General features: G+C 72.5%; 30 protein-coding genes. 19 read left to right on the top strand and 11 right to left on the bottom strand.

Annotated elements, in window-relative coordinates; all coding sequences use genetic code 11:
* The first annotated feature begins 25 nt into the window (after nt 1-25).
* From K8U61_RS13490 to K8U61_RS13525, 8 genes are read left to right on the top strand one after another with little or no spacing between them, the layout of a single operon-like run.
* Nucleotides 26-232: a ferredoxin gene (locus K8U61_RS13490; RefSeq protein WP_224123551.1), complete on the top strand. Its 207-nt coding sequence runs from the start codon at nt 26-28 to the stop codon at nt 230-232.
* The gene (locus tag K8U61_RS13495; protein WP_224123552.1) at nt 229-846 is read left to right on the top strand and encodes a nuclear transport factor 2-like protein; all 618 of its coding nucleotides are present in this window, start codon (nt 229-231) and stop codon (nt 844-846) included. The genes K8U61_RS13490 and K8U61_RS13495 overlap by 4 nt, the downstream gene beginning before the upstream one ends.
* Entirely contained in the window at nt 843-2,309 is a 1,467-nt protein-coding gene (locus tag K8U61_RS13500; protein ID WP_224123553.1) for an aldehyde dehydrogenase, read from the top strand. The genes K8U61_RS13495 and K8U61_RS13500 overlap by 4 nt, the downstream gene beginning before the upstream one ends.
* Before the next feature lie 2 nt (nt 2,310-2,311).
* Nucleotides 2,312-3,043 (top strand): SDR family oxidoreductase, encoded by a 732-nt coding sequence (locus K8U61_RS13505; protein ID WP_224123554.1) that lies wholly within the window; start codon nt 2,312-2,314, stop codon nt 3,041-3,043.
* A complete protein-coding gene (locus K8U61_RS13510) occupies nt 3,040-3,879 on the top strand; it encodes an NAD(P)-dependent oxidoreductase (RefSeq protein WP_224123555.1) in 840 nt (279 codons plus the stop codon). Before K8U61_RS13505 ends, K8U61_RS13510 begins: the two co-directional genes overlap by 4 nt.
* Nucleotides 3,872-4,264 carry a carboxymuconolactone decarboxylase family protein gene (locus K8U61_RS13515; RefSeq protein ID WP_224123556.1) on the top strand — a complete coding sequence of 131 codons (393 nt, stop codon included), beginning with the start codon at nt 3,872-3,874 and terminating at the stop codon, nt 4,262-4,264. The genes K8U61_RS13510 and K8U61_RS13515 overlap by 8 nt, the downstream gene beginning before the upstream one ends.
* On the top strand, nt 4,261-4,890 hold the full coding sequence (locus K8U61_RS25500; protein WP_224123557.1) for a PaaI family thioesterase: 630 nt from the start codon (nt 4,261-4,263) through the stop codon (nt 4,888-4,890). Before K8U61_RS13515 ends, K8U61_RS25500 begins: the two co-directional genes overlap by 4 nt.
* A 27-nt stretch (nt 4,891-4,917) precedes the next feature.
* The gene (locus K8U61_RS13525; protein ID WP_224123558.1) at nt 4,918-5,490 is read left to right on the top strand and encodes a TetR/AcrR family transcriptional regulator; all 573 of its coding nucleotides are present in this window, start codon (nt 4,918-4,920) and stop codon (nt 5,488-5,490) included.
* Here K8U61_RS13525 and K8U61_RS13530 read toward each other — a convergent pair.
* The 5 genes from K8U61_RS13530 to K8U61_RS13550 are packed head-to-tail and all read right to left on the bottom strand — an operon-like array spanning nt 5,477 to nt 9,409.
* Nucleotides 5,477-6,136, bottom strand: coding sequence for a TetR/AcrR family transcriptional regulator (locus tag K8U61_RS13530; RefSeq protein WP_224123559.1), 660 nt, complete (start codon nt 6,134-6,136; stop codon nt 5,477-5,479). The two genes, K8U61_RS13525 and K8U61_RS13530, sit on opposite strands and share 14 nt — an antisense overlap.
* A complete protein-coding gene (locus K8U61_RS13535; protein WP_224123560.1) occupies nt 6,133-7,170 on the bottom strand; it encodes an NAD(P)H-dependent amine dehydrogenase family protein in 1,038 nt (345 codons plus the stop codon). Before K8U61_RS13535 ends, K8U61_RS13530 begins: the two co-directional genes overlap by 4 nt.
* A gap of 3 nt (nt 7,171-7,173) precedes the next feature.
* Nucleotides 7,174-8,397, bottom strand: coding sequence for a hypothetical protein (locus tag K8U61_RS13540; protein WP_224123561.1), 1,224 nt, complete (start codon nt 8,395-8,397; stop codon nt 7,174-7,176).
* A 59-nt stretch (nt 8,398-8,456) separates the two neighbouring features.
* Nucleotides 8,457-8,921: a PTS sugar transporter subunit IIA gene (locus tag K8U61_RS13545; protein ID WP_224123562.1), complete on the bottom strand. Its 465-nt coding sequence runs from the start codon at nt 8,919-8,921 to the stop codon at nt 8,457-8,459.
* A gap of 35 nt (nt 8,922-8,956) precedes the next feature.
* A complete protein-coding gene (locus K8U61_RS13550; protein WP_224123563.1) occupies nt 8,957-9,409 on the bottom strand; it encodes a MarR family winged helix-turn-helix transcriptional regulator in 453 nt (150 codons plus the stop codon).
* Nucleotides 9,410-9,516: 107 nt separating this feature from the next.
* Between K8U61_RS13550 and K8U61_RS13555 the strand changes: the two genes are divergently transcribed.
* The gene (locus tag K8U61_RS13555; protein ID WP_224123564.1) at nt 9,517-10,947 is read left to right on the top strand and encodes an MFS transporter; all 1,431 of its coding nucleotides are present in this window, start codon (nt 9,517-9,519) and stop codon (nt 10,945-10,947) included.
* 106 nt (nt 10,948-11,053) lie between these two features.
* Here the strand turns inward: K8U61_RS13555 and K8U61_RS13560 are convergent, their stop codons facing one another.
* Nucleotides 11,054-11,572 (bottom strand): nuclear transport factor 2 family protein, encoded by a 519-nt coding sequence (locus K8U61_RS13560; protein ID WP_224123565.1) that lies wholly within the window; start codon nt 11,570-11,572, stop codon nt 11,054-11,056.
* A gap of 132 nt (nt 11,573-11,704) precedes the next feature.
* On the opposite strand from K8U61_RS13560, the gene K8U61_RS13565 reads away from it, so the two are divergent.
* Nucleotides 11,705-11,869: a hypothetical protein gene (locus K8U61_RS13565; protein ID WP_224123566.1), complete on the top strand. Its 165-nt coding sequence runs from the start codon at nt 11,705-11,707 to the stop codon at nt 11,867-11,869.
* An 89-nt stretch (nt 11,870-11,958) separates the two neighbouring features.
* Nucleotides 11,959-12,333, top strand: coding sequence for a helix-turn-helix domain-containing protein (locus tag K8U61_RS13570; RefSeq protein WP_224123567.1), 375 nt, complete (start codon nt 11,959-11,961; stop codon nt 12,331-12,333).
* A 4-nt stretch (nt 12,334-12,337) separates the two neighbouring features.
* Here K8U61_RS13570 and K8U61_RS13575 read toward each other — a convergent pair whose 3' ends face one another.
* Nucleotides 12,338-12,757, bottom strand: coding sequence for a DUF6314 family protein (locus K8U61_RS13575; RefSeq protein ID WP_224123568.1), 420 nt, complete (start codon nt 12,755-12,757; stop codon nt 12,338-12,340).
* 14 nt (nt 12,758-12,771) lie between these two features.
* The gene (locus K8U61_RS13580) at nt 12,772-13,272 is read right to left on the bottom strand and encodes a thioesterase family protein (RefSeq protein ID WP_224123569.1); all 501 of its coding nucleotides are present in this window, start codon (nt 13,270-13,272) and stop codon (nt 12,772-12,774) included.
* 133 nt (nt 13,273-13,405) lie between these two features.
* Here K8U61_RS13580 and K8U61_RS13585 point away from each other — a divergent pair, with 133 nt between their 5' ends.
* Nucleotides 13,406-14,491 carry an endonuclease/exonuclease/phosphatase family protein gene (locus K8U61_RS13585; RefSeq protein ID WP_224123570.1) on the top strand — a complete coding sequence of 362 codons (1,086 nt, stop codon included), beginning with the start codon at nt 13,406-13,408 and terminating at the stop codon, nt 14,489-14,491.
* A gap of 74 nt (nt 14,492-14,565) precedes the next feature.
* Here K8U61_RS13585 and K8U61_RS13590 read toward each other — a convergent pair whose 3' ends face one another.
* Complete coding sequence (locus K8U61_RS13590) at nt 14,566-15,324, bottom strand: MBL fold metallo-hydrolase (protein ID WP_224123571.1); 759 nt, start codon at nt 15,322-15,324, stop codon at nt 14,566-14,568.
* On the bottom strand, nt 15,321-15,656 hold the full coding sequence (locus K8U61_RS13595) for a winged helix-turn-helix transcriptional regulator (RefSeq protein WP_224123572.1): 336 nt from the start codon (nt 15,654-15,656) through the stop codon (nt 15,321-15,323). Before K8U61_RS13595 ends, K8U61_RS13590 begins: the two co-directional genes overlap by 4 nt.
* Before the next feature lie 124 nt (nt 15,657-15,780).
* Here K8U61_RS13595 and K8U61_RS13600 point away from each other — a divergent pair, with 124 nt between their 5' ends.
* The gene (locus K8U61_RS13600; RefSeq protein ID WP_224123573.1) at nt 15,781-16,635 is read left to right on the top strand and encodes an SDR family oxidoreductase; all 855 of its coding nucleotides are present in this window, start codon (nt 15,781-15,783) and stop codon (nt 16,633-16,635) included.
* Here K8U61_RS13600 and K8U61_RS13605 read toward each other — a convergent pair.
* On the bottom strand, nt 16,619-17,389 hold the full coding sequence (locus tag K8U61_RS13605; RefSeq protein ID WP_224123574.1) for a putative protein N(5)-glutamine methyltransferase: 771 nt from the start codon (nt 17,387-17,389) through the stop codon (nt 16,619-16,621). The genes K8U61_RS13600 and K8U61_RS13605 overlap by 17 nt on opposite strands.
* Before the next feature lie 16 nt (nt 17,390-17,405).
* On the opposite strand from K8U61_RS13605, the gene K8U61_RS13610 reads away from it, so the two are divergent.
* The 6 genes from K8U61_RS13610 (at nt 17,406) to K8U61_RS13635 (ending at nt 21,863) form a co-directional block, all read left to right on the top strand.
* Complete coding sequence (locus K8U61_RS13610; RefSeq protein WP_224123575.1) at nt 17,406-17,762, top strand: hypothetical protein; 357 nt, start codon at nt 17,406-17,408, stop codon at nt 17,760-17,762.
* Nucleotides 17,759-18,175 carry a hypothetical protein gene (locus K8U61_RS13615; protein ID WP_224123576.1) on the top strand — a complete coding sequence of 139 codons (417 nt, stop codon included), beginning with the start codon at nt 17,759-17,761 and terminating at the stop codon, nt 18,173-18,175. The genes K8U61_RS13610 and K8U61_RS13615 overlap by 4 nt, the downstream gene beginning before the upstream one ends.
* Before the next feature lie 115 nt (nt 18,176-18,290).
* Entirely contained in the window at nt 18,291-18,716 is a 426-nt protein-coding gene (locus K8U61_RS13620) for a hypothetical protein (protein WP_224123577.1), read from the top strand.
* A 22-nt stretch (nt 18,717-18,738) separates the two neighbouring features.
* Nucleotides 18,739-19,914, top strand: coding sequence for an oxidoreductase (locus K8U61_RS13625; RefSeq protein WP_224123578.1), 1,176 nt, complete (start codon nt 18,739-18,741; stop codon nt 19,912-19,914).
* 63 nt (nt 19,915-19,977) lie between these two features.
* On the top strand, nt 19,978-21,060 hold the full coding sequence (locus K8U61_RS13630) for an NAD(P)H-dependent amine dehydrogenase family protein (protein ID WP_224123579.1): 1,083 nt from the start codon (nt 19,978-19,980) through the stop codon (nt 21,058-21,060).
* Nucleotides 21,057-21,863, top strand: coding sequence for an SDR family oxidoreductase (locus tag K8U61_RS13635; RefSeq protein ID WP_224123580.1), 807 nt, complete (start codon nt 21,057-21,059; stop codon nt 21,861-21,863). Before K8U61_RS13630 ends, K8U61_RS13635 begins: the two co-directional genes overlap by 4 nt.
* Nucleotides 21,864-21,878 lie beyond the last annotated feature (15 nt).

Raw genomic sequence — 21,878 nt, forward strand, 5'->3', positions numbered from 1 at the left:
GTTGCCCCGACCGAGGTGGTGCGCGATGAGCTTCAGGGTGGTCGCCGACCTCGGGCTCTGCCAGGGGCACCAGATGTGCCAGGGCGAGGCGCCCGACGTCTTCGGCTTCGACGACGACACCGACCAGGTGGTGCTCAAGCAGGAGCACCCCGACGAGTCCCTGCGGTCCGACGTGCAGTCGGCCGTGACGTACTGCCCAGCCATGGCGCTCGCCATCGAGGAGGATCAGTGAGTCTCACCCGAGCAGAGATCGAGGAGTTCTGGGACTCCTGGCTCGACATCAACCGCAAGGCCGAGGCCAGCGGTGACTGGCGCGTGATGGCGGAGTGGTACGCCGAGGACGCGACGTACGGCTGGATGCTGACGCCGGACGAGCACTTCATGGCTGTCGGCCGCGACCAGATCCGGGACTGGGCGATCGGCATCGAGATGGACGGCTTCGACGGCTGGCACTACGACTACCAGGCGACCGTCATCGACGAGAAGAACGCCATGGTCGTGGGCTTCTGGAAGCAGCGCGCCGGCATCACCGACGACGCCACGGGCAAGGAGTTCGAGATCCCGGGCCTCGGCGGCAGCTGGTTCGGGGTCGAGCGCCAGCCGGACGGCGACCTCAAGTTCGCCTGGCAGCGCGACTGGTTCGACTTCGGCGCGATGGCCCACACGATGGGTGCGATCCTCAAGTCCGGCAAGGCGCCCGACACGCTCCACGAGCGGCTCAAGGTCTTCGGCCTCGGCGTCCCCGGCCACTACAAGCCCGAGGACCTGCCGTCGACCGTGTGGCCGCCGCCGGTCGAGGTCGGCCAGTTCCGCACCCAGGAGACCGCACCCGAGGCGACCGCATGAGTGCCCTGCCCCCGCCGGCCCAGCAGCTCATCGACGGCAAGCTCGTCGCGGCCAGCGACGGCGCGACGTACCCGGTCCTCAACCCCGCCACGGGCCAGGAGATCGGCGTCGCCCCGGACGGCACCGCCGCCGACGTGGACGCCGCGATCGCCGCCGCCCGACGCGCCTTCGACGAGACCGACTGGTCGACGAACACCGAGCTGCGGCTGCGCTGCCTGCGCCAGCTCCACCAGGCGCTGCTCGACGACGCCGAGCCCTTCAAGGCGCTGACGACCGCCGAGGTCGGCATGCCCGGCTTCATGATGGGCGCCGCCGGCTTCGACGTCCCGGTCGGCGGCCTCAAGTGGGTCACCGACCTGCTCGAGGGCTACGAGTTCGAGAGCGACCTCGGCGTCGCGTCGCCGATGGGCATCCCGAGCCGGCGCACCGTGCGCCGCGAGCCGGTCGGCGTCGTGGCCGCGATCTCGCCGTGGAACGTGCCGACCCAGATCAACCTCGCCAAGATCGGCCCGGCCCTCGCGGCCGGCTGCACCGTCGTGCTCAAGCCGGCGCCGGACACCCCGTGGGTGGCCGCCGAGCTGGGCCGCCTGGTGGCCGAGCACACCGACATCCCGGCCGGCGTCTTCAACGTCGTCACGCCGCGGTCCAACGAGGTCGCCTCGCAGCTGACCACCGACCCGCGGGTCGACATGGTGTCCTTCACCGGCTCCACCGGCGTCGGCCGCGCGATCATGGCCGCCGCCGCCCCCACGCTGAAGAAGGTCTTCCTCGAGCTCGGCGGCAAGTCCGCCGCGATCGTGCTCGACGACGCCGACATCGCCTCTGCTGCGGGCGCGACGGCCTTCACGTCGATCATCCACGCGGGCCAGGGCTGCGCGATCACCACCCGCCTGCTCGTCCCTCGGGAGAAGTACGACGAGGCCGTGCAGGTCGCCGCCGCGACGATGGAGTCGATCGGCGCCAAGGATCCGGCCGACCCGAGTGCGATCTGCGGCCCGGTCATCTCGCAGGCCCAGCGCGACCGCGTCGAGGCCTACCTGCGGCTGGCCGAGGAGGAGGGTGGCACGTTCGCCACCGGTGGTCACGTCATCGACCAGGACGGCTACTGGGTCCAGCCGACCGTCATCGCCGGGCTCGACAACTCCAGCCGCCTGGCGCAGGAGGAGATCTTCGGGCCGGTGCTCGTCGTCATCCCGCACGACGGCGACGACGACGCGGTCCGGATCGCCAACGACTCGGCGTACGGCCTCTCGGGGTCGGTCGAGTCCGGCGACCTCGAGCGCGCGAAGGCCGTGGCGGCCCGGATCCGCACCGGCACGATCGCCGTCAACGGCGGGGTGTGGTTCAGCCCCGACGCGCCGTTCGGCGGCTACAAGCAGTCCGGCATCGGCCGCGAGATGGGCGTCGCCGGCTTCGAGGAGTACCTCGAGACCAAGACCATTGCCGAACCCGCGAAGGGATGAACATGCGTTTCGAGAACAAGGTCGTCGTCGTCACCGGCGCGGCCCAGGGCATCGGTGAGGCCTACGCCCGCGCCCTCGCGGCCGAGGGTGCCTCGGTCGTCGTCGCAGACCTCAACGCCGACGCCGGTCAGAAGGTCGCGGCCGACATCGGCGGGCTCTTCGTCCGGTGCGACGTGTCGTCGCACGAGGACGCGGCGGCGCTGGTCGAGGCGACGGTCGCGGCGTACGGCGGGATCGACGGGCTGGTCAACAACGCCGCGATCTACGGCGACATGGCCTTCGACCTGCTGATCAGCGTCGACTGGGACTACTACCGGACGTTCATGTCGGTGAACATGGACGGCGCCCTGGTGATGACCCGGGCCGTCTACCCCGAGCTGCAGAAGCGCGGCGGCGGCGCGATCGTCAACCAGTCGAGCACGGCTGCCTACCTCTACTCCGGCTTCTACGGGCTGGCGAAGGTCGGCGTCAACGGCCTCACCCAGCAGCTCGCGCACGAGCTCGGCGGCATGAAGATCCGGGTCAACGCGATCGCGCCCGGCCCCACCGACACCGCGGCGACCCAGAAGCAGGCCGGTGACGCGGCCAAGGACCTGGTCAAGGGTCTGGCGCTCAAGCGGATGGGTCAGCCGGAGGACATGGTGGGCGCCTGCCTCTTCCTGCTCTCCGACGAGTCGTCGTGGGTGACGGGCCAGATCATCGCCGTCGACGGCGGACAGACGTTCCGCGCATGACGACGCGTGTGGGCTTCGTCGGCCTCGGCAACATCGGCAGGCCGATGGCGCTGCGGCTGGCGAAGAGCGACGGCATCGACCTGTGGGTGTACGACGTGGTGCGCGAGCCGGTCGCGGAGCTGGAGGAGGCCGGTGCCCGCGGAGCGGACTCCGTCGCCGCGCTGGCCGCGCGCTCGGACGTCATCTGCGTGATGGTCCGCGACGACGACCAGGTGCGCGACGTGCTCGGCGAGGTCCTGGGCGTCTCGGGAGACGCGCAGACGGTGGTGATCCACTCGACGGTCGCGCCGGACACCCCGGCCCAGCTCGCCGACGTGGCCGCGAGGCACGGCGTGAAGGTGCTCGACGCCCCGGTCAGCGGCGGCGCGATGGGCGCCGCCGAGGGCACGCTGGCGATCATGGTCGGCGGCTCCGACGAGGCGTTCGCCGCGGCCCGGCCGGCGCTCGACGCGATGTCGTCGTACGTCGTGCACGCGGGGCCGATCGGCGCGGGCACGAAGTTCAAGCTGGCCCGCAACCTCATGCACTTCGTGGCCTTCACGGCCGCGACCGAGGCGCAGCGGCTGGCCGAGGCCTCGGGGCTCGACATCGTCGAGCTCGGCAAGGTCGTGCGGCACACGGACGCCATCACGGGCGGTCCCGGCGCGATCATGCACCGCGCCACGACCGCTCCCATCGAGGAGGGCGACTTCTGGATGGGCGTCATGGAGCACGTGGTGGCGCTGGGGGAGAAGGACCTGCGGTTCGCGATCGAGCTCGCGGACGAGCAGGGCGTGGACGTCCCGCTCGCGAGGCTGTCTCTCGAGCGACTCGGAAAGGGGCTCGGCCTTGGGTAAGTTCGACGACCTCCCGGAGGCCCGCCGGCGCGGGCTGGAGAAGATGGAGGAGGTCTACGGCTTCGAGATGACCGACGGGAGCGGCGACTTCTTCCGCTACACCGCCGAGCACCTCTTCGGCGACATCTGGCAGCGGCCGGGCCTCTCGACCCGCGACCGCCGGATCTTCCTGATCGGCATGCTCGTCGGCCAGCGCGCCAACGACGTGCTCACGATCCAGGTCCCGGCCGCGCTCGCCAACGAGGAGCTGGACGCCGAGGCGCTGCGCGAGCTCGTGATCCTCGCCTGCCACTACGACGGCTGGCCCAACGGCTCCCGGATGAACGCCGTGGTCGAGGACTCCATCGCCAAGGCCGAGCGCGCCAGGGCGAAGAAGGAATCGTGAGCCTCGAGGGCTTCATCCAGGACGAGACGCCGACCGCGGTGGTCCAGCGACGGGAGGCGTCGCTCGGTCCGCTCGCGGCGTCCCTGCGCGAGCTCCTCGACGCCACCATCCGCACCACGGTCGACGACGAGGAGATCCGCGCCGTGCGCGGTGAGGTCGAGGCGCTGGTCGAGCGGCTCCGCGTCGACCAGCGGGACGGCACGCCGGGGGTGCGCTTCAACTCCGAGGGCTACGCCTGGAACTGGGGCAACGCGGTCGTCGGCCTCGGCAACGCCATCGCGCCGCCGCTGGGGATCGTCCACGAGGCGCCGGGGCGTGCTCGCGCCGAGGTGCACCTGGGCGCGGCGTACGAGGGGCCGCCGGGGCTCGTCCACGGCGGCGTCTCCGCGATGCTGCTCGACCACATCATGGGCGAGACCGCGGCCAACGGCTTCACCCGGATCACCTTCACCGGCACGCTGACGTTGACCTACCGCCGCGGCACCCCGCTCGGTCCGCTGCACCTCGAGGCCCACATCGACCGCGAGGAGGGTCGCAAGGTCTGGGTCCTCGCCTCGATCGGCGACGTGGAGGGTCCCACCGTCGAGGCCGAGGGCGTCTTCATCGTCCCCGCCTGGGCCGGGTGACCGACTGCGCCGTCTAGGATCGTCGGGATGTCCGAGCCGTCGACGCTGCCCCGCCGGGGGCTCAACAGCCGCCAGATCGAGACCGTCGAGAAGCTCTACGCCGCTGCGACGGAGCTGCTCGACGAGGTCGGGTACGACGACCTGACGGTCCGGCTGGTCGCGGCGCGCGCCGGCGTCTCGCCCGCGACGGCCTACACCTACCTCGCGTCGAAGGACCACCTCTGCGCCGCGCTCTACTGGCGCCGGCTGGTCGCACTGCCGCCGGTGCCGGAGGACGAGGGCACGCCCGTGGAGCGGCTGCAGCGCGCCGTCCGCGAGGTCGCGGGCATGCTCGCCGACGCGCCGGCGCTGGCCACCGCCGCGACCCGGAGCCTGCTCGGTCCCGAGCCCGAGGTGGCCGAGCTGCGCTCGGCGATCGGGCAGCACTGGGCCGAGCGGTTCCGCGCGGCGGTGGGCGACGACGTGCCCGACGAGGTCCTGATGACCGTCGTCGCGATGTTCACCGGCACCCTGCTCCAGGCGGGCATGGGTGTCATCGGGTACGCCGCCCTGGGCGACCACCTCGCCGCGTCGGTCGAGGTCATCCTCAAGGGCTGGTGAGCCCGGCGGCCAGCCCGGCCGCGGTGAAGACGGCCAGCTGCTCCACGAAGTCGGGGTCGAGCCCGGTCTCCGGGCTGAAGGCGCCGTCGTACCCGACCAGGTCGGCGCCGGCCAGCGCGGTCAGCATCCCGAAGATCGCGAGGCCGGTCCGGCGCCCGACCACGGGCGTCCGCTCGCCGAGCGTGGCCGCGCTGGCGTCGCCGAAGAGGACATTGAGGTCCCGTCCGGTCTGCACCCCGTCGTAGAACGCCGGGTCGTCGGTCACCGCCAGCCGCGCGATGATCTTCATCCAGTGCAGGCCGCCGACCGGGTCGCCGTCGACGACGGCGACCATCGGCTCGAGGATCGCGTCGACGAGGTCGCGTACGCCGGGGGCCGGCTGCTCGAGCAGCGCGGTGAGCCGGTCGCGGATCGTGCGCCCGACCTCGCGGCTGCGGCGCTCGACGACGGCGGCGACCAGGATGTGCTTGGACGGGAAGTGGTAGGTCACCGCCGCCGGCGCGACCCCGGCCTCGCGCGCCACCGACCGCAGCGAGACCGAGTCGATGCTGGCCTCGCCGAACATCCGCTCGGCCACCGAGATGACGGTCTCGGGGACGTCGAGGTCGAGTCGGCGGCCCGGGCGGCGGGCGGGCTCGGTGGTCATGCGCGGAAGCCCTGCAGGCTCCGGACCGCCGGCAGGTCGGCGGTGGTGGCGAAGCCGGGCGGTGCGGCGTGCACGGCGGGGATGGCGTTGACGACCTGCATCGCGGTCGCCGTGCTGGCGGCGTGGACGTGGTCCTCCATGGACCGCGGCTCGCTCAGGCTCGCGAGCGTCATCAGGTGCGCGGAGACCGACGGGTCGCCCTCGATGGTGACGGTCCAGCCGTGCTGGGTGGGCGGCCAGTCGGCATCGGTCGGGCCGACGGTCCACTGGCAGTCGATCTCCACCAGGTCCGCTCCACCGGCGCGGCCCGTCCACCGCCACCGCTGCGCGTTGACGGTGCCGGCGGCGATCGCGCGGTCGAAGACGGGTACGTCGGCGGCCGCGGTCGCGACGTCGTGCCGCGTCACCACCTCGTCGAGGTCGGCGCCGAGTGAGTCGCCGAGCAGCCAGACCTGCTGCCGGAAGAGGTCGGCGTTGAAGGCCAGGAAGTCCGAGGCCGCCTCGGTGACCTCGGCCGGTGGCGCGCCGAAGCGCATCGCGTCGAAGGTGATCTGCGTGCTCTCGTAGACCGACCAGTCGGCCCGCTCGGTCAGCGTCACCCTCCGCACCTGCCGGACCAGGCCGGAGAGGGCGAGCGGCACCGCCGCGCCGAAGCTGCCCGGGTTGAGGCCCGAGCCGTGCAGGGTCGCGCCACCGTCGAGCGCGGCCGCCAGGAGCAGGTCGCGGTCGGCGGCGGCCATCCGGGCCGGGTGGAAGCAGAAGGCCGTGGTGACCACGTCGATCCCGGCACGCAGCAGGTCCGCGACCTCGCCGACCGACGGCGTACGCGGGGTGTAGACGACGCAGTCGGGTCGCGCCGCCAGCAGCTCCTCCGCCGTGGCGACGGTGGTGACGCCGGGCGTCACCTCGACGCCTGCCTTGGCCGGGTCGTGCACCTTCACCGCCACCAGGTCGAGGCCGGGGGCGCCGAGCACGCCGCGGATCGCCTCCTGGCCGACGGCGCCGGTCGCCCACTGCGCCACCCGGACGACCATGGGTCAGACCGCGAAGATCGGGAGTGTCCGGCGGCCCTCGAACTCGAACGCCGCCCCCTTGCTGAACCTCGTCACCGCCACCTCGCTCGCCTCGGGCGCGGCCGTCTCGGCGCGGACGACGGTCGCGGTCCAGGCTTCGTCGGTGCCGGTGACCTCGACGTCCAGGTGCGGGTCGAGCGCGCGCACGATCGCCTGGAGCGACTCGAGCCGGCCCGGGCCGCACAGGGAGATCCACGCGCCGTCGTCGTGCGCCGCCGAGCGCGACACCGTGATCGTCGCGCCGTCGCGGACCAGGTCGACGTACGGCAACGGGTTGACGACGGGGTGCAGCTCGACCAGCCGGGCCGCCCCCTCGGGCGTCGCCGGGAGGTCGAGGGCGCGGGCGAGCCGCTCGGCGGTCACCCCGGCGTGCCCGGTGAGCTGGCGGGTGCCGATCCGCAACGCCTGCTGCTCGCTCTCGGTGCGCGCTCCCACGGCGAGCAGGAAGGAGAGGTTGAGCAGATGCATCTGGAGGCAGACCTCGTCGGCGATGCGGACCAGCGCGGCGTGCGAGAAGCCCGGGAAGTCGATGTCGTCGACGAGGTCGCCGCTGTAGTCGGCGTTGCCCTCCTGCGACCGGTCGATCTCGTCGAGCTCTAGCCTCGCCGCCTGCGAGGCCGCGTTGACGGCCAGGGCCGGGATCGGCAGCACGTCGGGGGAGTCCTCGTCGATCTCGACGGTCCACGCACAGTGGGGGTGCCGGTCGGCCGGGGTGCGCGGCGGCCGGTGGATGGGCCGCATCCGCGCCTTCGGGTTGGTCGCCACGGCGGTGGCGTCGAAGGTCGGGTCCTCGATGTCGTGGCACATCTTCTTCACGTACGAGTCGCCCATCGGCTCCACGTCGAGCAGGGCGCCACAGTGGTCGAGGTGGAAGCCGCCGTGGTAGCGGTCGGTGACCGAGTAGCGGAAGTCCATGAACTGCGGCGGCGCCCCGATCTCGAGCTGCATGCCCTTGAAGATGGTGACCACGTCGTCGCCCTCGAAGCGCAGGGCCCGCTGCATCCGTTTGGTGTAGATCGGACTGGCGCCGGCCCACTCCTCGATGGCGACCTCGGTCATCCCGTCCTGGCCGAACGCCTCGATGCACCACGGCATCCCGGCGCGGTCGATGAGGTGCCCGGTGAGCAGCAGCTCGGGCACGAGCACGGCGAGCTGCTCGCGGGTGAGGTCGGCGTACCTGCTGGCCATGGGCCGATTCTGATCACCTGATCAGACAGGTGTCAAGGTCGGCGTGGACAGCCCGCCGGTCAGCGGCGGCCGAGCGCCCCGGCGACCAGGTTCGCGAGCTGTTCGGGGGTCGCCGCGGAGCCGAGCTCGTTGACGAACGAGGTCTTCACGCAGGCGGTGGCGACCTTCTGGAGGAGGGCGAGGTAGCCGTCCGGGTCGTCGCCGGCGGCCGCGATGAGCAGCACGATGCGGACCGGGTCGGTGCCGCTGGACCAGGTCACCGCCTCGGGCAGGCGGGCCGCGGTGACCGAGGCGGTCGTGACGGCCGCGCTGCGGGCGTGCGGCATCGCGATGCCGACGGGCAGCACCGTCGAGCCGAGCGCCTCGCGAGCCAGCGCGGCGTCGGTGAAGACGTCGATGTCGCTGATCCGGCCGGCGTCGTGCAGCCGGGTGGCGAGCGCGCGGATGATCGACGCGCTGTCGTCGCCGAGCGGCTGGTCGATGCTGGCGAGGTCCGGGGAGATGACCGGGGGCGTGTCGTTCATGCCCCCTATTTCACACCCGACGTGTTTCGCGGAGGTCAGTGGTCCCGCCCGCGCCGGGGAGAGCGGCGCTCGTAGGCGTCGTTGAAGGCGCGGAGACCGCCGATCAGCTGGCGCGCCGGCGCGGCGCCCATCTCGGCGAGGACCGACCGGAGCAGGTCGGCGTGGATCGCGCTGTCGTGCGCGTAGAGACGCGCGCCCTCGGTGCTCGGCCGCACGGGCTTGCTCGTGCTGCCCTCGACCGCGAACCGCTCGAGCAGCCCCGCGCGCACGGCCGCGTTGACCTGCCGGTTGATCGTCGACAGCTCGAGGTCGAGCTCGTCGGCGAGCTCGCGCAGCGTGCGCGGCCGGCCGTCGGAGAGGATCCACAGGAGCCGGAAGGCCGAGGTGTCGAGCTCGGTGCCCTCGACGTTCGCGTGCCGACGCCGGGCGATCCGCATGAGCTCGTCGGCCAGCTCGGTCAGCAGGGCCTGCTGGGTCTGCTGAGGCATGGCACTCCTGGGTACGGCGGCGGTGTGACGGATGTTACCGCGCGTGTGCATCTTACATATGTAAGATGCACAGGTCCGGAGGTGCCGGGCGCGCAGAAGGGGGAGTCGTGACCGACACCGTGCAGACCGCCGGCCCGGTGGACGAGGACGTCCAGCAGGAGGGTGCGTCCGCCGTCCTGACGGTGGTCTTCCTCTGCTTCAGCGGCATGAGCGTGGCGCTCATGCAGACGTTGGTCATCCCGATCCAGAGCGAGCTCCCTCAGCTGCTGCACACCAGCGCCTCCAATGCGTCGTGGGTGGTCACCTCCACGCTGCTCGCCGCGGCCGTCGCGATGCCGATCGCCGGCCGGCTCGCTGACCTCTTCGGCAAGCAGCGCGTGCTGGTCGGCAGCGCCGTCCTCATGCTCGCGGGGTCGCTGGTCGCCGCGCTCGGTGGCGGCCTCGTCTCCGTCCTGGCCGGCCGCACGCTCCAGGGCCTCGCCATGGGCTTCATCCCGGTCGGCATCAGCCTGATGCGCGAGGTCGTCCCGCCGGCGATGGCCACCACCGCCGTCGCGGCGATGAGCGCGACGCTCGGCGTGGGCGGCGCGATCGGCCTGCCGCTCGCTGCCTGGATCGCCCAGGACTTCGACTGGACCGTCCTCTTCTGGGTCGCGACCGGCCTGGCCGCCCTGGTGCTGCTCGGCTGCGTCTTCATCGTCCCGCACGTCCACGACGCCCACCCGGCCTCGCTCGACATCGTCGGCGCGGTCGGACTGGCGGTCGGTCTGGTCACCACGCTGGTCGGCGTCTCGAAGGGCAACGACTGGGGCTGGGCCTCGGGCCAGACCCTCGGCTGCCTCGCCGGCGGTGTGGTCGTGCTGCTGGTGTGGGGCGTCTACGAGCTCCGCCGTACCGACCCGCTCTGCGACCTCCGCGTCACCTCGCGCCGGCCGGTGCTGCTCACCAACCTCGCCGCGATCGCCGTCGGCTTCGGGATGATGGCGCAGGCGATCGTCTTCCCGCAGCTGCTGCAGTCGCCGGAGGAGACCGGCTACGGCCTCGGCCAGACGATCCTCGCGGCCGGCCTCTGGATGGCGCCGAGCGGCCTGATGATGCTCGCCTTCGCCCCGGTCGCCAGCTGGCTGATGCGCACGTTCGGCGCCAAGTACGCCCTGGCACTCGGCGGCGCGGTGCTCGGCGCCGGCTACCTGGTCTCCTTCTTCCTGATGAGCGCCCCGTGGCAGATCCTGCTCGCCGCGATCGTCTGCTCGGCCGGCGTCGGGATCGGGTACGCCGCGATGCCGACCCTCATCATGGACGCCGTCCCGATGGCCGAGGCCGGATCGGCCGTCGGCATCAACGCACTGATGCGCTCGCTCGGCACCACCTCCGCCTCGGCGGTGATGGCGGCGCTGCTGACCAGCCAGACCACCGACCTCGGCGGCATGGCGATCCCGTCCGAGAGCGCCTTCCACCTCTGCTTCCTGGTCGCCGCCGTCGCCGCCTTCGTCGGCGCCGCTCTCGCCCTCACCATCCCCGCCTCGCGCCGCGCCTGAGCGCCGCTGCGGGATTCACCGGTGCACCGGTGACTCCCGCACTTCTCAGGGATCGCAACGCCTGAGAAGTGACAGGGTCGCCTGAGAAGTCCTCCCCGAGGCCGGCTCAGCGCGCCCCGAACGCCGCCATCCACGCCTCGCCCTCGGCCGAGAGCCGGCCCTGCTCGCGGGCGAGCTTCGACCACCGGCGGACGGCGCGCAGGAAGGTCGCCGGGTTGTAGACGTCCTCCTCGCAGGACCAGCGGTTGTCGCCGGCGTAGGTGAGGATCGTCAGGTTGCTCGCGCCGTGCCGGACCCCGTCGCCGAGGTCGTGCAGGTCGTTCCAGACCTCGCAGACGATCCGGCCGCGCTCCTCGTCGACGAGGTACCAGTCGATCGGGAAGTGCGGCATCTCGCTGCCGGGGAAGGTCGTCATCGTCGAGACGATCCACTCGCGGATCGCGGCGCGTCCCTCGAAGCGGCCATAGGCGTGCTCGAGGTAGGTCGCGTCCTCGGTGAAGAGTGCGGCGAAGAGGTCCCAGTCCCGGCTCGCGCAGGCCTTCTCGACCTCGGCCTGGTAGTGGGCGAAGGCGGACTCGAGCTCGGCGCGCGACCAGGTGGCCGGAGCGGTCTGCGTGGTCGTCATGAGGCGACCCTAGGGCCAGAACTGGAACGTGTTCCAGTAGGACCTCCAGTCAAGCCCCAGTCGGTCTCAAGAGGGGAGCGGCACCGTGGCGCCGCCGGGAGGTTCCCGGCGTCCCCCACCCAGGAGCCCTCCATGATCGAGACCAGCATCTTCCTGCCCCTCGCGGTCGTCTTCTTCGTCGTCGCCGCCGTGGCCGTCGTCGTGGCCGTCGTCGCCGTGGTCACCACCGTCCGCGACGCCCGTCGTACGCCGGCCGTCGTCGGCAGCCGCCCGGTCGACCTGGTCCGCGCGGCGTGACCCGCACAACGCGCTGACCTGCAACTTTCACCCCTTCGGGGGGTGAGTTCGGCTGGCTCGCGGGCCGGTCGGCTCGACAGGATCGAGCCATGCCCGATCGCCCGCTCCGTCTGGCCATCGCCAGCCCGGACGAGGTGCTCGCGCTGGCCCAGCTGCACCCCGACGGCACGGTCGAGTGGGTCACCGTCCACGACGACGTCGAGCACCTGCTCGCGCTCGTCGAGTCCGCCGTCGCCTCCGCGGGCGTCCCGCAGGCCGACGCCCCCGGGCTGACCGAGCGCGAGACCCAGATCCTCGACTGGATCGCCCAGGGCCTGAGCAACCGCGAGATCGCCGAGCGCGCCTACGTCAGCATCAACTCGGTGAAGACCTACATCCGTTCGGCCTACCGCAAGATCGGCGCCAAGAGCCGCAGCCAGGCGGTCGCCTGGGCGGTACGCCGGGGGTACGGCGCCGGCGAGTGACGGCTCACGCGGGCGTGTGCACCGTGACCATCGTGTAGTCCTTCTGCGGACCCCGTGCGGTCCAGGTGACCGTCCACCGGTCGACCGGGTCGCCCTCGGTCTCGACCCGGCCGCGGTAGTGGTCGGGCGCGCAGGGATGGTCGACCTCGGCCCCGACCGACCACGGGTGGAAGAGCCGCCCGTCGGAGAAGCGGACCTCCCAGCCCGTGTCGCCGGCACCCGTGCGCACGACGTGCAGGGTCCGGCTGACCGGGACCGACCGACCGGCCCAGGTCATGGTGCCCTCCTCGGACCAGCGCACCCGGTCGGGTGCCGCGAGGTCGAGCACGGCGCGGCCGACCACGTCACGACGCTCGCCGGCGAGCCGGTCCTCGACCACCCGCCTGAGGGTCCAGGCGCCGAGCAGAGCGGTCGGCTCGAGCACCGGTGGACCGTCCGTCAGCGCAGCTGCATGCTGCCCGACAGCGTGGGCTGCCAGGACTGCGCGGCGTCCTCGGCGATGCGCTTGTCGAGGGCGGCGGCGACGTCGTCGGGCCAGGGCGCGGTGCGCCGGGTCTCCATGAGGACGTGCAGGAAGATCTCCTCCATCACGTAGCTCACCCGCTGGTGGGTGTCGTCGAGGAGGTAGACGATCGCGTGCGCCGCGCGCTCGGAGCGCCCGACCAGCACGGCGCGGACCGAGATCCGGTCGCCGGTGCGCAGCTCGGACAGGTAGGTCATGTGGTGCTCGGCGCTGAAGACCGCGTGCCCGGCGACGGTCGGCCAGTTCTGCGGGATCCCGACGCCGGCGAGCGACTCGTCCAGCCCCTCGCTGGCGATGCCGGCGTAGTGGCGGATGTTCAGGTGGCCGTTGATGTCCTCGAACGCGGCGGGCACGGCCTGGGCGGAGAACGCCGGCAGCTCGGAGAGCTCGTCGTACGACGGGTGGGAGGTGGTCACGCGGTGACAGTACCCATCCGGCGACACGGGTCTCTCCTGCGGGGTCCGGAGGCCGGACGGCACTAGCGTGATCGGCAACATCCGCACCAGCAGCACCATGAGTCAACCGCAGACCGAGCCGAGGGGAAGCCGCGTGGTCCGACGGGTCCGTTCCGGGCGCCCGGAGGACGCTGCGCGACCCCGCAGCCGCAGCCGCTGGGCGGGTCCGCCGCCGCTGCTCCTGCTCGCGACCGTGCTCGGCTTCGTGGTCGCGCCGCTGGTCGACCAGACCGCGTCGACCGCGCTCGCGCAGCCCGGTCCGGCGACCTCCTTCGTCTCCCCGCGCTCGGTCGAGCCGCGGATCGTGCGCGACCCCGCCGGGCCGCACGACGAGGACACGGGCACCGCCCGCGCCGGCGAGAGCGTCCGCGGTGCGAAGCCCGTGGAGCCGGCGCCGATCAAGGTCGGGGTCGCCAGCTACAACATGTTCCGCAAGATCTCCACGGCCGAGGCCGCCGAGGACGCCCGCCGGCTGACCTCGCGGCCCGGCGTGGACGTCGTCGGCTGGCAGGAGGCCGAGCGCTTCGGCGGTGCGCTCAAGGGCATCGCCGGGTGGCGCACCCAGACCTTCGCCTACGGCCAGGGCATCTCCGAGGTGGCCATCTCCTGGCGCACCGACCTCTTCCGGCTGGTCAAGGCCCGGCAGTACCAGGTGGCCAAGGGCGTGAGCTACCGCGAGGGCAGCTACCCCTTCGGCAACCGGCTGGTGGCGGTCGTGACCCTCGCCGAGCGGAGCACCGGCCGGATCCTCACCGTGGTCAACACCCACCTGCCGCAGAAGATCGAGGACTTCGACGACCCCGGCCACTGGCTGCCGACCCTCAACGCCGGGCGGGCCCGCGAGCAGCTGGCCAAGGTGGCCGGCATCTGGCGCACGGCCGACCGGACCTCGCGCTGGGTCGCCGGCACCGGCGACTTCAACTTCGACGCGAGGAGCGACGAGCGCGCGCAGGTGTCCGGCGGTCCGCTGGCCCGGCTCGGCGGCCGCGCGGTGTCGTCGTACGAGGAGCTCGGCACGGACATCGGTCCCACGCACCCGCCGACCGGTCGCAACATCGACTACGTCTGGTCCGACAAGGCCGCCGTCGACGACGGGCGGATGCAGGTGCAGGCGCAGCGCGTGCTGAGCGGCTACCACAGTGACCACCGGCCGATGGTGGTCCAGCTGAAGCTCGACTGACTGGGCGGGCCGAGCGCGTCGCGACGGAGCTCCGCTCCGTGCCGCGCCGCGGCGGCGCCACGCTGCCGGCCGGGCTAGAGCTCGACGGACTCGCCCGGAGCGATCAGGAGAGCCTGGGCCGGCACGTCCTCCATCGCGGCGAGGAAGCGCTCGCCCGGGGTGACGAAGAGCCGGTCGTGGTTGGCCTTCGCCAGCCGGCGCAGGCCGCGCGGCCAGAAGGTCCCCCAGTGCACGGGTACGGCGACCTCCGCGCCCACCCGCCGCACCGCCTCGGCCCCGTCGACCGGGTCCATGTGGCCGTCGTCGAGGGTCGGGCCCCAGCCGCCGATCGGCACGAGCGCGAGGTCGACCGCCCCGACGGCGTACATGTCCTCGCGCAGCTCGGTGTCGCCGGGGAACCAGCAGGAGCGCCCGGCCGCGTCGATGCGGAAGCCGAGCGGCGGACCCTCGGCGCGTGACTGCGGCCCGCGGCTCCCGTCGTGGGTCGCGGCGAGCACGGTGATCCGCGCACCCGCGACGTCGTGGACCTCGCCGGGCGCGACCGGGACCACGCGGTCGGCGCCGAGCCCGCGCAGCAGGGACTCGCCGCCGCGCGGGACCAGGATCGGGACGTCGGCGCCGAAGAGCTGCAGCGACGGCAGGTGCAGGTGGTCGTGGTGGAGGTGCGAGACGAGCACGACGTCGGCGTCGGCGGCCTCGGCCGGGGGAGGGGCGGTGTAGCGGTGCAGGTGGAAGAGGTGGTCGCCGAGCAGCGGGTCGAGCGCGACCCGGGTGCCGCCGACGGTCACCGTCGCGGCCGCGTGGCCCCACCAGGTGAGGGCCAGGTCGGTCATCTGGTGGCCCGGTCGTAGGCCCAGCGCACCAGCGGGGCGAGCAGGTCGTGTGCCTCCCGCCCGGGCTCGGTGAGGGAGTACTCCACGTGCGGGGGTACGACGGGATGCGCGGTGCGCAGGACGAGCCCGTCGGCCTCGAGGGTCTGCAGCGTCTGGATCAGCATCTTCTCGCTGACGCCCGGGATCTCGCGCTTGAGCTCGCTCCACCGCATCGCCGGCCGGTCGGCCAGCGCGATGAGGACCAGCACGCCCCACTTGCTGGTCACGTGCTCGACCAGGGTCCGGGTCGCGGGGCAGACGCTGTCGAGCTGCAGGGTGCGCGCGGTGGCCATGCGGCCAGGGTACTCACCTCCGGGTGAGTACCCCACTTTGAAGTGGGTACCGCCGATCGGGAAGGTACGCCGCACCGGGGTCGTTCGGCTGGGCGAGAACCGATCACATCCCTGGAGGAGAGTCATGTCGTACGTCGTCACCGGAGCCACCGGACCCCTCGGCCGCGGGGTGGTGGAGTCCCTGCTCGAGTGCGGGATCGACCCCGCCGAGATCGTCGCGACCGGCCGCTCGGTCGAGAAGCTCGTCGACCTCGCCGAGCGCGGCGTACGCGCGGAGCGGCTCGACTTCGACGACGTGCCGGAGGCCGTCGACTGGCTCGGCGCGGACGACGTGCTGCTGCTGGTCTCCGGCAGCGAGGTCGGCCGGCGGGTGCCGCAGCACCAGGCGGTCGTCGACCTGGCCGTGCGCTCCGGCGTACGCCGACTCGTCTACACGAGCGCGCCCAAGGCCGACGACACCACGCTCGCCGTCGCCCCCGAGCACGCGGCCACCGAGGCCCTGATCCGGGCCAGCGGGCTGCCCTTCACCTTCCTGCGCAACGGCTGGTACACCGAGAACTACCTGCCGGCCTTCGAGCAGGCCAGGGCCGCGGGCGTGGTCGTCACCAGCGCGGGCGACGGTCGGGTCGCGAGCGCGCCGCGGTCCGACTACGCCGAGGCGGCCGCGGTCGTGCTGAGCTCCGACGGCCACGAGGGCGCCGTCTACGAGCTCTTCGGGGACGTCGCGTGGAGCTTCGCCGACCTAGCCGCGGTCTTCGCCGACGTGCTGGGCCGCGAGGTCGCTCTCCAGTCGCTGAGCGCCGAGGACCACCGCGCGGCCCTGCTCGGTGCCGGCCTCGACGAGGGCACGGCCGGCTTCCTGGTCGCCCTCGACCAGAACATCGCCGACGGCCTGCTCGGCCTCACGACCGGCGACCTCTCCGGGCTGCTCGGCCGCCCGACCGTGCCGCTGAAGGACACGGTCAGCTCCTGGGCGTGAGGGTCCCGATGACGACCGTGCCGTCGACGTCGTCGGCCGTGGTGATGGTGACCGCGAGGCCCGCCGCGGCGGCGTAGGCCCCGGCCACGCCGCCCTGGGCCCGGCTGGTCTCGAGCAGCACGCTGCCGCCCGGGACAAGCCACGCGGGCGCCTCCGCGAAGACCCGGCGCCCGATGTCGAGCCCGTCGGAGCCGCCGTCGAGCGCGACGCGGTGCTCGTGGTCGCGGGCCTCGGGCGGCATCAGCGCGATCGCGTCGGTCGGCACGTACGGCGCGTTCGCTGCGATCACCGCGATCCGGCCGCGGAGGGAGTCCGGCAGTGCGTCGTACAGGTCGCCCTCGTGGACCCGCTCCGGCGGCAGGTTGCGGCGAGCGCAGGCGACCGCCGCCGGATCGAGGTCCGTGGCGTGCACCTCGGCCTCGGGCGTGGCGTAGCGCAGGAAGGCGCCGATCGCACCAGTACCGCAGCACAGGTCGACAGCCACGTCACCTGGCTGCAGCCGATCCCGCGCCTTGCGGGCCAGGAGGGTCGTACGCAGTCGGGGCACGAAGACGCCCGGCGCGACCGCGATCCGCAGCCCCAGGAACTCGGCGAACCCGACGACCTGCTCGAGCGGCTCACCGGCCACCCGCCGCGCGATCATCGCGTCGAGCGTCGCCTCGTCCGGCGCCTCGCGCAGCAGCAGCTCCGCCTCCTCCTCGGCGAAGACGCACCCGGCGGCGCGCAGGGCCGGGACCAGCTCGTCGGGACGCATGGTCGATGATGCTCCCATGCCGAGCGTGTCGACCCAGATCACCTGGATCGTCGTCGGGTACGCCGTCCTGGTCGCGCTCCTCGCGCTGATGACCGCCGTGCGCAAGCAGGAGCGGCCGGGGTGGCTCGACCAGCTCGCGTGGATGCTCGAGGCGCTGCTCGTCGTCCGCGCCCTGGCCGGCCTCGGCGCCTTCAGCGGCGACGGCCCGCCGTCGACCTCGACGTACGTCGGCTACCTGATCGCCTCGGTGTGCGTGCTGCCGATCGCGATGAAGTCGATCGAGGGGGACCGGGCCTCGTGGTCCGCCGGCGTCATCACGGTCGCGGCCGTCGCGGTCGGCGTGATCGCCGTCCGACTGGAGATGACCGCATGAGCGACGCCACCTCGACGACCCCGCGGTCGGGGCCGCACCAGGTCCTGCTCGCCTTCTACGCGCTCTTCACCCTCGCGGCGGGGGCGCGGTCGCTGGTGCAGCTGACCACGCAGTACGACGAGGCGCCGGTCGCCTACTGGCTGTCCCTGGCGGCGGCGGTGACCTACGCGCTCGGTTGGTACGCCATCCGCGAGGCCTCGGTCGGCCGCACCGGCTTCGCCAGCGTGATGCTCTGGATCGAGCTCGGCGGCGTGCTCACCGTCGGCACCCTCTCGCTCGCCGTGCGGGAGTGGTTCCCCGACGCGTCGGTGTGGTCGGACTACGGCATCGGCTACGGCTTCGTGCCGGCGGTCCTGCCGATCGCCGGCCTGATCTGGCTGCGCCGCCAGCAGCGCAGTCACGCTGTCGGCTAGCGCCGGGACCCGTCGGCTGGGAGTCGCTGGGAAGCCGCTTCAAGTGCGTCCCCAGTGGGCTGCAAGCGCCCCGGGACATCGTGAGGTCATCCCACCCACCACCGAGGAACCCACGATGACCAGCCTGGACACCCTGATCGCCCTGGCCGTACCGGCCGCCCTCCTGATCGCGTACGCCGCCACTGCGACCGCGTCCCCCCGCTCGCTGCGTCGGGAGGCGGCCCGCCGCGCCGACCGAGTCCATCGCCACCCGGCGCTCGCCACCCTCGGCGACGTCCAGCTCCGGCTCGACGCCGAGCTGCCCGCCGGGCACGCCGGCTTCGTGTTCGAGCGGGTCGCCACCCAGCGCATCGACGCCCGCACCCTCTGGGTGTTCCTCGACCGGTTCGGGGCCGAGGCGCTGGTGCTCACCCTCGCCGCCGGCCACGGGTACGCCGGGCTGCTCCGGATGCTGCGCGACGAGGCGACGTACGACGCTGCCGAGGCGCGCGTGCTCGCCGGGCTGAGCGAGCCGTGGCTGTTCGACCTCGCCACGATCTGAAACGTGTTCTAGATTTCGCAGCATGTCCGCACCCGGTGTCTTCGAACCCGCCCGCCTCGGCCCGGTCACGCTGCGCAACCGCACGGTGAAGGCCGCGACCTTCGAGGGGCGGGCGCCGCACGGCCAGGTGACCGACGAGCTCATCGACTACCACCTCGCCGTGACCCGCGGCGGCGTCGGGCTGACCACCGTCGCCTACCTCGCCGTCGCGCCCGAGGGGCGCACCCACCGCGAGCAGATCGTGGTCGGGGAGGACACTCTCGCCGGGCTGGCGCGGATGGCCGACGCGATCCACGAGAGCGGCGCCGCGATCGCCGGCCAGGTCGGGCACGCCGGCCCGGTCGCCAACGGCCGCTCCAACGGCGTGCACGCCCTCGCGGCGTCGCGGATGCCCAGTCCGCTGTCGATGCAGATGATCCGGTCGGCATCGGAGGCGGACCTGACCCGGATCACCGCGGCGTACGTCGCCACCGCGAGAACGCTGGTCCGGGCCGGCTTCGACGTGCTCGAGCTGCACATGGCGCACAGCTACCTCATCTCCTCCTTCCTCGCGCCCGGCCTCAACCGCCGCAGGGACCGCTGGGGCGGGGCGCTGGAGCACCGGGCCCGCCTGGGCCGCCAGGTCGCCCGCGCCGTCCGCGACGAGGTCGGGTCCGAGGTCGCCGTGACGGCCAAGATCTCGGTCTCCGACGGCTTCAAGGGCGGCGTGAGCACCGACGAGAGCATCGAGTACGCGCGACTGCTCGAGGCCGACGGCTGCCTCGACGCCCTCCAGCTCAGCGGCGGCTCGTCGCTGATGAACCCGATGTACCTCTTCCGCGGCGAGGCGCCGGTCAAGGAGTTCGCCGCGTCGATGCCGCCGCTGGTGCGGTGGGGCATGAAGACCCCGATGGGCAAGGGCTTCCTCAAGGTCTACCCCTTCGAGGAGGCCTACTTCCGCGACAAGCAGCTCCGCTTCCGCGAGGCGCTGACGATGCCGCTCATGCAGCTCGGCGGCATCAACCGGCGCGACACCATGGACCAGGCGATGGCCGACGGCTTCGAGTTCGTCGCGATGGGCCGAGCCCTGCTTCGCGAGCCCGACCTGGTCAACCGCCTCCAGGCCGACGAGGCCGTCGCCGGCGTCTGCATCCACTGCAACCGCTGCATGCCCACCATCTACTCCGGCACCCGCTGCCCCGTCATCACCCCGGTGTAGCGGTAGCCGTAACCCGGGCCCGGCCCTTCCCAGCCGACTAGAACGTGTTCTAGATTGCCCGGCATGGGAGAACCACTGAAGGTCGTCGTCTGGTCGACGGGCACCATCGGCCGGCACGCGATCGCCGGCATCCTGGCCCACCCCGCGCTCGAGCTGGTGGGCGTGTGGGTGTCGAGCGCGGCCAAGGACGGCAAGGACGTCGGCGAGCTGGCCGAGCTGGGCCGGGAGATCGGCATCAGGGCCACCACCGACCGGGACGCGCTGGTCGCGCTGAAGCCCGACGCGATCGTCCACACCGCCATGGCCGACGACCGGGTCTTCGAGTGCATCGAGGACCTCTTCGGCTTCGTCGAGGCCGGCATCAACGTCTCCTCGAGCGGCCCGGTCCTGCTGCAGTGGCCCGAGCACATCCTCCCGCCGGAGATGCTCGAGCGACTGGCCGAGGCCGGTCGGCGTACCGGCGCCAGCCTGCACGTCAACGGCATCGACCCGGGCTTCGCCAACGACATCCTGCCGCTGAGCCTGACCAGCCTCTCCCAGCGCATCGACGAGGTGCGGGTCATGGAGATCGCCGACTACTCGACCTACTACCAGCCGGTGGTGATGGGCGACATGTTCGGCTTCGGCCGGCCGATGGACTACAAGCCGTTCCTCTGGGAGCCCGGCGTCCTGAGCATGGCCTGGGGGAGCGTGGTCCGCCAGATCGCCGCCGGCCTCGACATCGTGCTCGACGAGCCGCTCACCGAGTGGGTCGACCAGCGTCCGGCCGAGTTCGACACCGACTCGGTCTCCGGCGACGTGAAGGCCGGCACCCGCGGCTCGGTCCGCTTCGAGCTCCGCGGCCGGGTCGACGGTGTCGACCGGGTCGTCGTCGAGCACGTCACCCGCACCCACCCCGACCAGATGCCCGACTGGCCACAGCCCGCCGAGGGCGGCGGTGGCTACCGCGTGATCATCAAGGGAGAGCCCTTCATGCAGTGCGACCTCACCCACCACGGCGAGCACGGCGACCACAACGTCTCCGGCATGATCACCACCGCGCAGCGGATCGTGAACGCCGTGCCGGCGGTCGTCGCCGCCCCCGGTGGCCTCGTCACCGCCCTGGACCTCCCGCTGGTCACCGGCCGAGGGCTGGTGAGCAGGTGAGCATCCTCGACCGCTTCTCCGTCGCCGGCACCGTCGCCATCGTCACCGGCGCGGGCCGCGGCCTCGGCGCCTCGACCGCCGTCTCCCTCGCCGAGGCCGGCGCCGACGTGCTCATCTCCGCCCGTACGGCGGAGCAGCTCGAGGTCGTCGCCGAGCAGGTCCGCGCGACCGGCCGGCGCTGCGTCGTCGTCCCGGCGGACCTCAGCGACCTCGACGCCGTCGCCGGGCTCGCGCAGACGGCGTACGACGAGCTCGGCCGGCTCGACACCGTCGTCAACAACGTCGGGGGCACCTTCCCGAAGGAGTTCCTCCAGACGAGTCCTCGCTTCCTCAACGAGGCGTTCAGCTTCAACGTGGCCACCGCCCACGCGCTGACCCGGGCCGCCGTGCCGCTGATGCTCAAGGACGACGACGGTCGGCAGAAGAGCGTCGTCACCATCAGCTCGATGATGGGGCGTACGGCGGACCGCGGCTTCGTCGCCTACGGCACCGCGAAGGCGGCGCTCGCGCACTGGACCAAGATGGCCGCGCAGGACCTCGCGCCGAGGATCCGCGTCAACGGCATCTACGTCGGCTCGATCCTCACCAGCGCGCTGGAGTTCGTCGCCGGCCAGCCCGAGCTGATGGGCCAGCTCGAGGACAAGACCCCGCTCGGCCGGGTGGGCGAGCCGGAGGACATCGCGGCGGGCGTGCTCTACCTGGCGTCGAAGGCCGGCCAGTACGTCACCGGCAAGCTGATCGAGATCGACGGCGGCATCCAGCAGCCGACCCTCGACCTCGGCTTCCCCGACGTCTCCCCGTGATCGAGCACTGCGTAA

The sequence above is a fragment of the Nocardioides mangrovi genome (genome assembly GCF_020073815.1).
GTDB lineage: Bacteria > Actinomycetota > Actinomycetes > Propionibacteriales > Nocardioidaceae > Nocardioides > Nocardioides mangrovi.